The 13038-nt window shown below is 65.8% G+C and carries 17 protein-coding genes; 10 read left to right on the top strand and 7 right to left on the bottom strand.

Annotated elements, in window-relative coordinates:
* The first annotated feature begins 62 nt into the window (after window positions 1–62).
* Complete coding sequence (locus ON43_RS26570) at window positions 63–806, top strand: SDR family NAD(P)-dependent oxidoreductase (protein WP_040811764.1); 744 nt, start codon at window positions 63–65, stop codon at window positions 804–806.
* A 31-nt stretch (window positions 807–837) separates the two neighbouring features.
* A complete protein-coding gene (locus ON43_RS26565) occupies window positions 838–1044 on the top strand; it encodes a tautomerase family protein (protein WP_040811763.1) in 207 nt (68 codons plus the stop codon).
* Between the two features lie 773 nt (window positions 1045–1817).
* Here ON43_RS26565 and ON43_RS26560 read toward each other — a convergent pair.
* Together ON43_RS26560 and ON43_RS26555 are read right to left on the bottom strand one after the other, a co-directional pair.
* Complete coding sequence (locus ON43_RS26560; RefSeq protein ID WP_157514202.1) at window positions 1818–2120, bottom strand: hypothetical protein; 303 nt, start codon at window positions 2118–2120, stop codon at window positions 1818–1820.
* 483 nt (window positions 2121–2603) lie between these two features.
* Window positions 2604–3455 (bottom strand): alpha/beta fold hydrolase, encoded by an 852-nt coding sequence (locus ON43_RS26555; protein ID WP_051179272.1) that lies wholly within the window; start codon window positions 3453–3455, stop codon window positions 2604–2606.
* Between the two features lie 477 nt (window positions 3456–3932).
* Here ON43_RS26555 and ON43_RS26550 point away from each other — a divergent pair, with 477 nt between their 5' ends.
* Window positions 3933–4244, top strand: coding sequence for a hypothetical protein (locus ON43_RS26550; RefSeq protein WP_040811760.1), 312 nt, complete (start codon window positions 3933–3935; stop codon window positions 4242–4244).
* A gap of 95 nt (window positions 4245–4339) precedes the next feature.
* Entirely contained in the window at window positions 4340–4708 is a 369-nt protein-coding gene (locus ON43_RS26545; RefSeq protein ID WP_040811759.1) for a VOC family protein, read from the top strand.
* Between the two features lie 47 nt (window positions 4709–4755).
* Here the strand turns inward: ON43_RS26545 and ON43_RS26540 are convergent, their stop codons facing one another.
* Window positions 4756–5805: an AraC family transcriptional regulator gene (locus ON43_RS26540; protein WP_040811758.1), complete on the bottom strand. Its 1050-nt coding sequence runs from the start codon at window positions 5803–5805 to the stop codon at window positions 4756–4758.
* 162 nt (window positions 5806–5967) lie between these two features.
* On the opposite strand from ON43_RS26540, the gene ON43_RS26535 reads away from it, so the two are divergent.
* Window positions 5968–8040, top strand: a complete 2073-nt coding sequence (locus ON43_RS26535) for a CocE/NonD family hydrolase (protein ID WP_063712632.1) — start codon at window positions 5968–5970, stop codon at window positions 8038–8040.
* A gap of 30 nt (window positions 8041–8070) precedes the next feature.
* On the opposite strand, the gene ON43_RS26530 is transcribed toward ON43_RS26535, so the two are convergent.
* Window positions 8071–8925 carry an aldo/keto reductase gene (locus ON43_RS26530; protein ID WP_040811817.1) on the bottom strand — a complete coding sequence of 285 codons (855 nt, stop codon included), beginning with the start codon at window positions 8923–8925 and terminating at the stop codon, window positions 8071–8073.
* Between the two features lie 111 nt (window positions 8926–9036).
* Between ON43_RS26530 and ON43_RS26525 the strand changes: the two genes are divergently transcribed.
* From ON43_RS26525 to ON43_RS26510, 4 genes are read left to right on the top strand one after another with little or no spacing between them, the layout of a single operon-like run.
* Window positions 9037–9534, top strand: coding sequence for a pyridoxamine 5'-phosphate oxidase family protein (locus ON43_RS26525; RefSeq protein WP_040811816.1), 498 nt, complete (start codon window positions 9037–9039; stop codon window positions 9532–9534).
* 36 nt (window positions 9535–9570) lie between these two features.
* Window positions 9571–9978 carry a YciI family protein gene (locus tag ON43_RS26520; protein ID WP_040811757.1) on the top strand — a complete coding sequence of 136 codons (408 nt, stop codon included), beginning with the start codon at window positions 9571–9573 and terminating at the stop codon, window positions 9976–9978.
* On the top strand, window positions 9975–11120 hold the full coding sequence (locus ON43_RS26515) for an RNA polymerase sigma factor (RefSeq protein WP_040811756.1): 1146 nt from the start codon (window positions 9975–9977) through the stop codon (window positions 11118–11120). The genes ON43_RS26520 and ON43_RS26515 overlap by 4 nt, the downstream gene beginning before the upstream one ends.
* 46 nt (window positions 11121–11166) lie before the next feature.
* Complete coding sequence (locus tag ON43_RS26510; RefSeq protein ID WP_040811755.1) at window positions 11167–11601, top strand: VOC family protein; 435 nt, start codon at window positions 11167–11169, stop codon at window positions 11599–11601.
* A gap of 94 nt (window positions 11602–11695) precedes the next feature.
* Here the strand turns inward: ON43_RS26510 and ON43_RS26505 are convergent, their stop codons facing one another.
* Window positions 11696–12058 (bottom strand): hypothetical protein, encoded by a 363-nt coding sequence (locus ON43_RS26505; protein WP_157514201.1) that lies wholly within the window; start codon window positions 12056–12058, stop codon window positions 11696–11698.
* A 184-nt stretch (window positions 12059–12242) separates the two neighbouring features.
* Between ON43_RS26505 and ON43_RS26500 the strand changes: the two genes are divergently transcribed.
* Entirely contained in the window at window positions 12243–12662 is a 420-nt protein-coding gene (locus ON43_RS26500; protein ID WP_157514200.1) for a hypothetical protein, read from the top strand.
* On the opposite strand, the gene ON43_RS26495 is transcribed toward ON43_RS26500, so the two are convergent.
* Together ON43_RS26495 and ON43_RS46400 are read right to left on the bottom strand one after the other, a co-directional pair.
* Window positions 12656–12865, bottom strand: a complete 210-nt coding sequence (locus tag ON43_RS26495; RefSeq protein ID WP_040811752.1) for a DUF397 domain-containing protein — start codon at window positions 12863–12865, stop codon at window positions 12656–12658. The two genes, ON43_RS26500 and ON43_RS26495, sit on opposite strands and share 7 nt — an antisense overlap.
* The gene (locus ON43_RS46400) at window positions 12862–13020 is read right to left on the bottom strand and encodes a Scr1 family TA system antitoxin-like transcriptional regulator (protein WP_281033345.1); all 159 of its coding nucleotides are present in this window, start codon (window positions 13018–13020) and stop codon (window positions 12862–12864) included. The genes ON43_RS26495 and ON43_RS46400 overlap by 4 nt, the downstream gene beginning before the upstream one ends.
* Window positions 13021–13038: the final 18 nt, after the last annotated feature.

Here is a 13038-nt window from a genome sequence, read left to right as displayed (position 1 = left end):
TCTAGTAATACGCACAAGACTGCGTCGTGGACTAATGTGTTTCCGGGACCGAAGCTTTCCTCATGAGAACAACGACTTCCCGCACCGCGATCGTCACCGGCGGCTCCAGCGGCATCGGCTACGCCATCGCGGAAGCCCTGCTCGCGCGTGGCGACAATGTGGTGATCAATGGCCGCGACGCCGACAAACTAGCCACCGCCGCAGCCCGGCTCGGCACCGACGAGCGGCTGCGTTGGACCGTTGCCGACCTCACCGACCCGCAGGCCGGCACCGCCCTGGTCGACACGGCGACAGACGCCTTCGGCGGCGTCGACATCCTGGTCAACAATGCCGGCACCTTCGCCCCCGCCCCCTTCCTCGACGTCGCCGCGGCCGACCTCGACCATTTTCTGAGCGGAAACCTGCGCGGCACCTACCTGATCACCCAGGCAGTGGCCCGCCGCATGATCGACCAAGCTCGTGGCGGTGCGATCGTGAACATCACCACCGTGCTGCTCTCCCACGCCATCAGCGGGTTCCCCGCCTCCGCCCCGCTGGTCTCCAAGGGCGGCGTCCGCGCCCTCACCGTGGCACTGGCCGCCGAACTCGCCCCCTACGGCATCCGCGTGAACGAGGTCGCTCCCGGCATCGTCCGCACCCCGCTGCACGCGGACTCCGACCTCGATGCGCTGGCCGCTCTCGCCGTCCTGAACCGAGTCGCCGAACCCGCCGACATCGCCGAGTCCGTCCTGCACCTCGCCGACGCCACCTTCCTCACCGGCACCGTGATCGGAGCCGACGGCGGCTACGTCACCACCCGACCCTGACCCGCACCCCGACGAACTCCAGGACCCCGAAATGCCTTACATCAACGTCAAAGTCACCCGCGAAGGCGTCACCCCCGCCCAGAAGTCCCAGATCATCGCCCGCATGACCAACGTCCTCGTCGACATCCTCGGCAAAGACCCCCGCACCACCTTCGTCGTGATCGACGAGGTCGACTTGGAAGACTGGGGCGTCGGCGGCCTACCTGTCACCGAATACCGCGCGCAGCAACAGAACTAGCCGAAACCTTCCTCGTCACATCGCACCAGACCGGCCGAAATAGTCAGGTGAAATTCGACCACCCACGACCAGCTGGCGCGTTCGAAGATTCGGCACTCCCGCCACTCAACCCGACGCAAGCCCCCGTCCAAATCGCCAATCCGAAAGGTCCCCAGACGAACTCGTGGGGTTGAATCGCTCCCTCGCTGGAGGCAAACAGCATCGTGGTGTGGTGACACCCCGGGCCAATTGTCACCACCGCACGCTGAAAGCGTATGCCCGCCAGGCTCCGGGAGCCAGCTTCGGCGGACTCGAGTGCACACTATTACCCGGCCCTCGACCCGCGCCATTCGCCGCGACCACCACTTTGCCGAAGATCAACGGCCCCACAGCATCTCGGGGCTATCCTGGCATCCGAGAACGTTCGTTCATGCCGATTCCGTACATATTCGATGACGAGGCGGAAGGTGCTGGGGGGCAGCGCTACCTCGAGCCGGACGAACCCCTTTTCAGCCACTCCCGACACGGTGTCCGGCGGGAGGCATGCCAAAAGAGAGCCACACCAATGACACCGGTGAACGGGCCAGACGCCGGGTGGGTTCCAGGTGCCGTCGAGGCTAGACCTCCGCACCCGTCCGATCGGAACACTTCACGCTCGCGCCGCGACGCTCAGGAAGGCACTCGAGCGCGTGACCGACCCTGCCTTCGACGACTGACCCGGCCAGATTGTTTCCGATACCGCCGACGGGGCCCTACCTGCAGGTCGGCGGAGGGTCACTCGGAGAGCCGAACGATCAGGGCTGATCGCGTCGCATGAATGCCAACGTGTACGCGAAGTTGTTCTGCTCCCTGTCGCGATCGAGCAGGCTCACCAGACTCCAACCTTGACGCTCCAGCCATTCGATGGCGTCCGTCATGGCCACGATCGGCCCGAAGAACGCCTGATCGAAGTCGGCCATGGTCGGTATGAACTTCTGCTGGAGCGGCGCCCTCGTGCTCAGTACCAGGTATCGCCGCGAATACGACCGCAAATCGAACGCGCCGTTCAGCAATGCGTAGACATCGACAATCGGCGATTGCGGGTGCGGAGTGGTCATGGCCCCATCCTGCATCACGATCTCCCACCGGATGCGCGCGTTGGTTGGTGTGGGCTCAGGACCGCATGGGGTCGATCCTGCCAGGTACCCCGAGGCCAGCAGACGACCGCCGTCGAGATTCACCGATGAGCGGCATCATGATTCGCCGATGTAGCCACCTTTCAGTTCCCGCCACAGGCAACAGCGTTGGGTATCTCGCCAGTGTCGGGCCGCCTCAGCGGCGTGGGCACGGTCGGCGAAGCCGAGTAGTTCGACAGCCTCGGCGGACCGGCCCGCAGACACACCGACACCCGGTCCACCAGCGCATCTTGTCACCGCCTCCACGGGGCCTGTCACGCCAGCACTGTCGCACGGCTAGGCAACCATGCCCAGTCCTCGGCGACCGAGCCGTGACGACGCGCTCGGCCTCACCATGCGCCCAGCAACGAGATCGCCCCCAGCCCAAGCGCATCCACTATTGCCGAGTTTCGTGCGTTGACGATCTCAGTTGGAGCTCGGCAGCTGGAGGCGGTCGAGGATGGATGCGATCTCGGCCGGATGTAGATGGACACCCATGTGACTGGTGTCCACGGTGTGAGTGTCGAACAAGTTGTCAGGGGTCAGCGCGTCGGCCTCTGCGATCATTTGGTCCTGTAGATCGATGGGGATAGCGCGATCGCTGGCGAAGCGGATGTAGGAACGTGGGATCTGGCCCCAGGTGGATGCGTGCACTCGGCAATCGGCGGTGAGAACCTGAGCGGAATCGGCAGGTTCCAGGGTGTTCAGACAGGCCCGGAACTGTTCGTCGGTGCCATCGGCCAGCAGCCCTTCCTTCAGCGCCGCAAGGGTTTGCGGGTCGGCGGTACGCCAGTTGACCATGGACGCAGCGACGCCATGATGGCCGAGGGTTTCCAAGTACGCTGCGACGCTGGGCAGTTCGACGCAACACCATGCCGAGATGTAGACGATCCGCGCCACCAGATCGGGCGCGCGGTTGCCGACACCACTGATCGTCGCGCCGCCGCCACTCGTCCCGGCGAGAACAACCGGCCCGTACTGAGCAACCCTGCGGACTGCCGCCTCGACATGAGCCACGTTGTCTTCCAAAGTCACGTGAGCCAACGGAGAGGGCTGCCCGGAGAACGCCGCCAGGTCCTGTGGCGACTGATATGCCATCGGGAAGGATGCATCGATTCCATGGCCGGGCAGATCGACCGCGAGCGCGCGATGGCCGAGGAAGGCGAGTTCACGCAGCACTCCGGACCAGGCAGCAGCATTGGCGTGCGCGCCGTGCACGAACACGAATGTTGGCCGTCCATCCCAGCCTGCGTGATCGCTCCGACCCTGCGAATCCATCTTGACCTCCCCACTATTGACGAGTAGCAACCCAGTCACCCTGCCATGCCCGGCCCGGCCACACAGGCAAGGGGCACGCCAGTGTTCGAGCGAGAGTGATTGATACTCAGGAGATTTAGATGTCCCCTGCTTGTGCTGCAAGTGCCGCGGCGACCGGTAATGGACGTCCTGTCATGCCGCTGCCCGCGCTGACCCGACCGGCCAGCGCGGGTGGGGCGAAGGTCAACGGGCCGAGTCGATCTGGGGCCGACCGAACGCACCATATTGCCGAGATCAGGTCGATGGGCCTATTCCTACATAAACCGGTGCCAGCGAGCAGGTTCCTGCGAAATGCGGTGCCAAAATGTAGGAATAGGCCCATCCGTGCCCGCCGAGCCGATCACCGAACGAAGCAATCATCTGCCGCGACCCGCGCTGTTTCGTCCGGACACGGAGTGTCATCGGGGTGACCGTGTCTGTGGGACGCATGATCAGCACGTGCCAACTGAACCGCCGAAGGACGAGCAGTTTCGGTTTCGAGTCGAGAGCGTCTTCACGCTGACCGGTCGCGGTGTGAGGGTGATTGTTGGCTACATCGAGGGAGGTCGTGTATCGGTCGGTGATCGCCTACAGCTGCTGCGAACCGGTGGTGAGTCGGGAGCCTCGGGCACCTGCGAGGCAGTGGAATACGTCGACAGGGTGGGCTGGCGGCCGGGGGAGCCGGTCACGATGGGGCTGATCGTGCCCGAGCTTGATGAAACCGAGGTTGGTTCAGGCGATTTCCTTATCGGTGAATGCGCTGGCGCGTAGGTTCCCGCCGCACGGTGTCGCGTTCTTACAATCGCGGGCGGCGTCGGGGTTGCAGACTGGGCTGACAGCAATGTTGTTGCGGAGAGGAAAGATTCATGGCAATTGCCACGCTGAAGATGCTCACCCTGGACAGTGCCGACGCGCGGCGGGATGCGGAGTTCTGGGCGGCTGTGCTCGGTTGGGAGATTGCCCATCTGCAGGACGAGTACGCCATGCTTACCGGTCCAGATCACGCGCTGGGATTCGGCACGGTCGCGGATTATCGGCCGCCCACCTGGCCGAACGAGAATGGAACCAAGCAGTTCCATCTGGATTTGGCGGTCGAAGACCTCGAGCTGGCCAGTAAGCAACTGGTCGAGTTGGGCGCTACGGTGCCCGAGTTTCAACCGGGTGAAAGCTGGCGGGTGCTGCTTGATCCGAGCGGCCACCCGTTCTGCCTCACCCTCGCTGCCAACTGGGGCTAGCTGACGGGCCCGGCCGTTTGGGGCCAAGCTTGGTCTCGATCCGGGCGTCAGCCTTCTGCGACGAGGGAGACCTGCGGTGTGTTGGCCTGTCGGGCCCGCGAGGTGCTTCGGACCCGCTGGGGTGTGGTGCCGAACCAGCGGCGGACCACGCGGGTCAGGGCGGACTGTTCGCGTAGGCCGACGAGGGTGGTGATTCGGCTCATGGGTAGGTCTGTCTCACACAGTAGGCGGTAGGTGACGTCGCGGCGGGCGGTGTCGAGGACCTCGGTGAAAGTTGTTCCCTCGGCGGCCAAGGCGCGTTGCAGCGTGCGCTCGTGCACGGTGAGCATGCGGGCCACGGTCTCGATATCGGCCCGCGATTCGAGCAGGGCGCGGTCGATGGCCAGGCGCACCCGCGTGGTCATGCCGCGGTCCGGTTCCGGATAGTGGCGCTCGAGAAAGTCCATCGCGAGCTTGTGCAGCATCGGATTGCGGCCCCGGGTCGGGCGCTCGAGCACACTCGCCGGGAATCGGAACACGGTGGTGGGCATGTCGAAACGCACTTCGGCGCCGAAGAATTCGGCATAGCGCGCGGCGGGTGCGCGCGGTGGATGCGGCAGCTGGATCGACCGCAGCCCGTAGTCGCCGGCACTGCGCAGCGCGATGCGGTGGATGAGGCCGGTCGCGTGGCCGATGCCCTGGCAGAAGCCGCCGACCTCGGCGATGTCCTCGTAGTGCAGCCCGACGATTCCGGTCTGTCCCTGCGGATCCGGGACGAGCCGCAGGGCGACGCCTTCGTGCTGCACGGCCATGAATCTGGAGGCGCAGGCGAGCGCGTCCCCGACGGTAGCGGCGGTGGTCGTGGCGACGCCGAGCAGGCCCAGGACATCGCTGTCCTGCCGAGCCGCCAGTCGCAGGCCGAAGTCGGGGCAGTCCAGTTCGGTGGCGGCGATTTCGAGGGCCCAACCCAGCGATTCGGCGGGAGCCAAGGCATCGTCGCTGGCCACCGCCTCGAGCGTGATGCCGAATCGGCCGAGCATCGCCTCGCCATCTCCGCCCAGTTCGTCGACGAGCTCGCGGTAGCCGCGCATGGCCGCCGTGCGTCCCATGATCGCCATCGGCCGGTCACCTCCCCACCGATTGCCAATTCCAGCCGGGACCGTAACCTAATCCGCCAATTGTCTGGGACGCAACGTTTTGGCCAAGGCTGTCGCCCAGGGGTAAAACGATGTCGCCCTGGGGCGAGTCCTTATTACTCGCCGGTAGCAACAATCTGGCCCATGGAATTCGTGAAGCTCGCCGCGAAGGGGTTGGTCGCCGCCTCCGCGGTGATCGCGTGTACGCCGTTTCTCGCACCAATGGCCTTGTCCGACACCGCGTTCACCGGCATCGACGGCGGCGCGTACGCGGCGGGCTGGACCGCGGCGGTCGACGGCCCGCAGCCCTACAACGGGATCGCGCCGGATCTGGCGGTGCCGATCACCATGGATGACGGGACGGTCCTGAAGGCCGACATCATCCATCCGGCGAGCAACGGCCGGATCGCGGGTGGGCAGCGGCCGGTGGTCCTGCAGATGCAGGGCTACGGGAAGCTGCCGATGCTGGTCGGGCAGGCGGTGCTGAACGCCGCGGATGGCCTGGGAATCAAACAGCCCCTGGAGAATTGGATCGGGTCGCTGAATCTGCCGGGCGTCGGGCTGGACGGGATTTTCGACATCACCCGGCAGGCCGATTCCGGTGCGATCGAGGCCGCGGTGCAGGATTGGGCGTTGGCCGAGGCGGGCTACACCCTGGTGCAGGTCGATCTGCGCGGCACCGGCACCTCCGGCGGCGACTGGCAGGTCTTCGGCGATCGCGAGAAGCAGGACATCGCCGAGGTCATCGACTGGATCACCCGGCAGCCCTGGAGCGACGGCAATGTCGGCACCATGGGGATCTCCTTCACCGGGATCAGCGCGCTCGAGGCCACCGATCGGATGCCCCCGGGGTTGAAGGCGGTCTTCGCCTTCGAAGGCAGCGGCGACATCTTCGGCGATATCGCGGGCACCGGCGGCGGGATCGGGGCCGGGTTCCTGGTGCCGTGGCTGATCGGGGTCAACGCGCTCAAGATGATTCCGGACGTGACCTCACTGCTGGTCGGAAAGTTCGATCCCGCACAGCAATTGCAGTGGCTGAAGGACCGGATCGCGGATCCGCTGACCATGGTCGACGTGGTGATCAACGGCTACACCGCCATGAGCCCGGACCAATTGACCTCGCGCACAAAGCAACTCGTCGATCCGAACTCGCCCTTTCGCAAGGGATTGAAGGCAGACGTCACCCACATCCAGGTGCCGACGTTCATGGTCGGCGGCTGGTTCGACATCTTCGGCACCACGCCTACCGACACCTTCAACTCGATTCCGCTGCCGGAAGAGCAGAAGAAGCTCATCATGGGCGACGGCTACCATCTCGGCACGGGCGTGGCCGGTTTCGGCCATCCGGGCATGCCTCCGCGCCTGGATGTGTTGCAGCGGGCCTGGTTCGACCACTGGCTGCGCGGAATCGACAACGGCATCGAGAAATTCACGCCGCTGACCGTCAAGCAGCAGGGCGGCGGCTGGACCGACGCGCCGGAATTCCCGCGCAACGAGGTCGTGTACCGGCGCATGTATCTCGATGACATCCCCTCCGGCACCAGCCCCGGCTCCCGTTACGACGGTGGCCTGTCGGAGAATTCGCGGCAGGCGGGTATTCGCGACCTAACCGTCGCGCCCGGTCTGGCGAGTCTGTGCAGCCGGGACGCCGCCCGCATCACGGCGGGCGCGACCTCGATCATCCAGGCCTGCACCGGCGATTCGCGGATCTGGGAGAGCGAGGGGCTGACCTTCACCAGCAGCCCGGCGGCCGCGGCGACCACCATCTCCGGTCCGATCAACGTGCACCTGAACGTCGTCGAGGACGCCGCCGACGGCTACTGGGTCGCGACCGTCAATGATGTTGCCCCCGACGGCAGTTCGCGCGAGATCGCCACCGGCCAGCTGGTCGCGTCGCTGCGGCAGATCGACGAGGACGCCAGCAAGAAGTCATCCAATGGCGATTACACCGAGCCGCAGTACTTCCTCGACCTGGCCAAGCGGGAGCAGACGGTTCCCGGTGTCCCGGTCACCCTCGATATCGGCGTGACCCCGATCGACGCTGTCCTCCAGCCGGGCCACCGCCTGCGAATCGACGTGTACGCCAGCAACTTCCCGAAGGGCCTGCCGCCGATGATCGTCCTGGCCGACTCCGGTCTGAAGCCCCAGCACCTGCGCCTGGATCCGGACGCGCCGAGCTGGGTCAATATCCCCCTGACCGGTTCGATCCCCGACTGACGCCGGGGTTCGAACCGACCGCGGGACCGCCTAGATCAGTCCCGCGGTGAACTCCGCCGGGTCCGGGCCGACGCGGGTGCCGCTGTCCAGTGCGGTGATGGCGCGCACCTGCTCGTCGGTCAGCTCGAAGGAGAACACGTCGAAGTTCTCCCGAATCCGGCTGGGCGTCACCGACTTCGGGATCACCACATTGCCGAGCTGCAGATGCCAGCGAATGATCACCTGCGCCGGGGTGCGCCCGGTCTCGGCCGCGATGGCGGCAATGGTCGGATCCGTCAGCGCCGCCCCGCGCCCGAGCGGACTCCAGGCCTCGGTGGCGATCCCGTGCTCGGTGTGGAAGGCCCGCAACTCCGCCTGCACCAGATTGGGACTCAACTCGATCTGGTTCAGGGCCGGCGTCTCCCCGGTCTCCGCGATCAGCCGCTCCAAATGATCGCGATTGAAGTTCGACACCCCGATCGAGGTGACCCGGCCCTCCGCCTTCAGCTTCTGGAATGCCCGGAAGGTATCGACGAACCGATCGGCCTGCGCCACCGGCCAGTGGATCAGATAGAGGTCCAGCCGATCCAATCCCAGCCGCTCCAGGCTGGCGTCGAAGGCGCGCAGTGTGGAGTCGTAGCCTTGCTCGGAGTTCCACAGTTTGGTGGTGACGTATACCTCGTCCCGCGCCACCCCGAACTCCCGGATGGCCCGCCCCACCTCGGCCTCGTTGCCGTAGATGGCGGCCGTGTCGATGTGGCGGTATCCCGTCTCGAGCGCGGTGGTCACGGCCCCGAAGGTGTCCCCCTCCTCGACCAGGAACACCCCGAAACCGAGCGACGGAATCGTCTGCCCGTCATTGAGGACGGTGGACGGAACTGAGCTGCTCTCGCTTCGAAAGGTCATGTTTTCCGACATTACGCTCGGAGGGGATGTCGAGAACGTCCGAGCGGCTCCGTCCCAGGGGTACGAGCACCCCACACGGGCCTCGTGAACATCGACGAAGGAGCGACCACCATGGGACCGAACGAACTCACCGAGATCCTGAACCGCCCACTCAGCCAGGAAATGCTGGCCCGCGACCTGCTGCGCATGGCGTATGTCGCCAAGGACGGCACGCCCCGCAATATCCCCATCGCCTTCACCTGGAACGGCTCGCAGATCGTGCTCTGCACCACCCGCAACGCCCCGAAACTGCATTCGCTGCGGCACAATCCCCAGGTCGCGCTGACCATCGACACCGAGGTGCACCCGCCCAAGATCCTGCTCATCCGCGGCACCGTCGAATTGGACGACGTGGACGGCATCCCGGAGGAGTACCTGCAGATGAACGGCAGCTACCAGATGACGGCCGAGCAGCGCGTCGAGTGGGAGGCCGAGGTCCGCTCGCTCTACGACGGCATGGTCCGGATCATCGTCACCCCGACCTGGGCCAAACTCATCGACTTCGACACCACCCTGCCGACTCCGGTCGAGGAACTGATCGCCCAGCGCGCCGAGCGTCAGCGCGCCTGAATCCCGAAGCCCGAGAAAGACAGCGAGGAGACCATCATGCCGAAATACCTGCTGCTCAAGCACTATCGTGGCGCGCCCGCCCCGGTCAACGACGTGCCCATGGATCAGTGGACGCCGGAGGAGGTGACGGCTCACATCCAGTACATGCGCGACTTCGGGAAGCGGCTCGAGCAGACCGGCGAATTCGTCGAACACCAGGCCCTGTCCCCGAACGGCACCTGGGTCCGCTCCGACGGCGAGGGCCGCCCGCCCGTCACCGACGGTCCGTTCGCGGAGACCAAGGATCTGATCGCCGGCTGGACCATCATCGACGTCGAATCCTACGAGCGGGCCCTCGAATTGGCCGCCGAGCTGTCCGCGGCCCCGGGCGCGGGCGGGAAGCCGATTCACGAGTGGCTCGAGATCCGGCCGTTCTTCACCGAAATGCCCACGGTGACAGAGTGAATGACGCCCTGCTCCGCGAACTTGTCCCCGCGGTGATCGGCGTCCTCGTCCGCCGCGGGGCCGAGTTCGCGGAGGCCGAGGACGCGGTGCAGGAGGCGTTGATCCGGGCGCTGGAAACCTGGCCGGAGGATCCGCCGCGCGACCCCAAGGGCTGGCTGGTCACGACCGCCTGGCGCAAGTTCCTCGACTCCGTCCGCTCCGAAACATCCAGGCGGGGACGGGAACTGGCCGTGGAGATCGAGCCGGAGGCGGGTCCGGTGCCCGGCACGGACGACAGCCTGTGGCTGTACTTCCTGTGCGCACACCCCTCCCTGCCGCCCGCCTCGGCCGTCGCCCTGACTCTGCGCGCGGTCGGCGGCCTCACGACCCGCCAGATCGCCGCGGCCTACCTGATCCCCGAAGCGACCATGGCGCAACGGATCAGCCGCGCCAAGAAGCGCCTCACCGGCCTGCCCCTCGACCGCCCCGGCGATCTACCGACCGTGCTGCGCGTGCTCTACCTGGTCTTCAACGAGGGCTACGGCGGCGATATCGACCTCGCCGCCGAGGCCATCCGCCTCACCCGCCAGCTCGCCGCCTCCGCCGACGATCCCGAAGTCTCCGGCCTGCTCGCCCTGATGCTGCTGCATCACGCCCGCCGAGTCTCACGTACAGGCCCGGACGGCAGCCTGATCCCGCTCGCGCAACAGGACCGATCCCTGTGGGACACAGCCCTTATCACCGAGGGAGTGGCGATCCTTCAAGCCGCACTGGCCCGCCACGGCCTCGGTGAATACCAGGCCCAGGCGGCGATCGCAGCCCTGCACGCGGACGCCCCTACCGCCGCCGACACCGACTGGTCCCAGATCGTCGAGTGGTACGACGAACTGCTCGACCTCACCGCCAGCCCGATAGTCCGCCTCAACCGCGCCGTAGCGGTCGGCGAGGCCGACGGCCCCCGCGCGGGCCTGGCCGCCCTGTCCGACCTGGACCCGAACCTGCCCCGCCACACCGCCGCTCGCGCCTACCTCACCGAACGCACCGGCGACCTCGAACAAGCCGCCATCTTGTACGCCGAAGCGGCCCGAGCAGCCACCACCATCCCCGAACGTGACCACCTCACCCGCGAGGCCGCCCGCCTCCACCGGTCACTGCACACCTGACCAATATCCCCGAGCCATCTCGCGGCCCGCCCCCTAAGGTGGACCGATGACGTCCGTCAGAACGGTCCAAGTCACCTTCGACTGCAAAGACCCCGAACGCGTAGCCCGCTTCTGGTGCGAGGTCCTCGGCTACGTCATCCCCCCGCCCCCGCCCGGCTTCGCCGACTGGTCCGAATTCGACGCCTCCCTCCCGCCCGACCGCCAGGGCTCCGCCTTCGCCTGCCTCGACCCCAACGGCGTAGGCCCCCGCCTGTACTTCCAACGGGTCCCCGAGGGCAAGGTCGTCAAAAACCGTGTGCACCTGGATGTCCGAGTAGCCACCGGCCTGAAGGGCGAGGAACGCCTAGCCGTCCTGGAATCCGAATGCGCCCGCCTCATCGCCTTGGGCGCAACCCGCTACCAACTCCTCCTCGCCGACGAATTCAACGAATCCTGCCTGGTGATGCAGGACGTCGAAGGCAACGAATTCTGCCTCGACTAGTTCCTGATCGACGAGAATGCACTGGTGCAGGTAAACGTCGAGAAGACGTGTGCACCAGTGCATTCTCGTGGGATTCGTAAATGGGATTTGTGAGCTAGAGGCCGATGCAGGAACTACCCAGGTTGAGGCCGTTGCCGACGGTTACGACGATGGTCTTGTCGGTGGGGTCGCCGTTCACACGGGCCATAAGGGTGTGGGTGCCCGTGGTGGTGGGCGTCCACGGCTGGGTCATGACCGACCCGTTCACGGTGCCCTCGGTCGGGACGGCAACGCCGTTGTCCCAGATCCGGGCGTAATAGGCGTACATGCCGGTGACTGTCACCGTGTACGTGCACCCGGTCCCATAGTTCCCGGTGGCAGCCGAGACTGTAATGCTGTCGAGCTCATAGGCGGACGCGGTCGGAGCGAAGGCGATCATGGTCGCGCCAACGGCGATCGGGAGCATGAATTTTCGCATGCAATCGATCTTCGTCAACACCCCAGTTCCGGGGTAGCCCCGGATAACCGGGGCTTCGTTCACCCCAGATCGAACCGACCGCCCTGAATGGTGAAGATCTTGTCGGTCGACTGTATTACGGGTAACGAATTCTGCTTGGACTGACCGGACAAACGAACCGGAGGGTTTGGGCTGGTTCGGTGTGGTGGCGACGGCGATCGCCACACCGATCATCGGATACTGCGTCGAGCGATGGCGCCGACGGTTCGGCGGCAGGCACGAGATGCGCCGGTTCTACGAGGCCCTTCACGCGGGCGAATTGCCAACGCTCACTTCGGCCGACGAGATCGTGCGCTGGAACCAGATGATCGTCAACGAACGTAAGGATCGCCAAGTGCGGCGCAGCCTTGCCTGGCCGATGCTGGGTTTGGGTGCTCTCTATCTGACAATCACCGCCTGGCACGCGCTCATCGGCACCTATACCGACGGCCTCGCTTTCCCGGCGTACGGAGTCCTCATGATCGCCGCCTTCACCTGGACCCTACGAGTCCACCCCCGCATCCTCGCCGCCCTTGCCGAGCAGGGAACCGAGCGCGGCTACGGCAGGTCACTCCCGGGTCACTGAGGGGACGTATCGAACCGCCCGGCCCGAATGGCCCCGGTGAACACATCCCAATCGCCGGGGGCGAAAACCAGTGCGGGGCCGGGGTTCTTGGAATCACGAACGGCGACGAGGCCGTCGTCCAAGTGGGCCGCTTCCAGGCATTCGCCCTGAGAGCTGCTGCGAGTCGATTTGAACCACTGGGCTTCGGATAGGTCGATGCTCACTCGCCGTACTCCTTCGCTACCGACAGGATGAGCTGTCGGCTCGTGTCGTGATCCAACGCTACCCGGCTGATCTCGGCGAATGCGTCGCGATAGCGCTTCACTTCGGCCTCGCGCTCCAGGTAGAGGTCGCCAGCATATTCTTCCACGAAGACCACGGGCGGCTCGATCAAACC

Source organism: Nocardia concava NBRC 100430 (assembly GCF_000308815.1).
Lineage (GTDB): Bacteria > Actinomycetota > Actinomycetes > Mycobacteriales > Mycobacteriaceae > Nocardia > Nocardia concava.
This window is presented reverse-complemented; position numbering and strand designations above follow the sequence as displayed.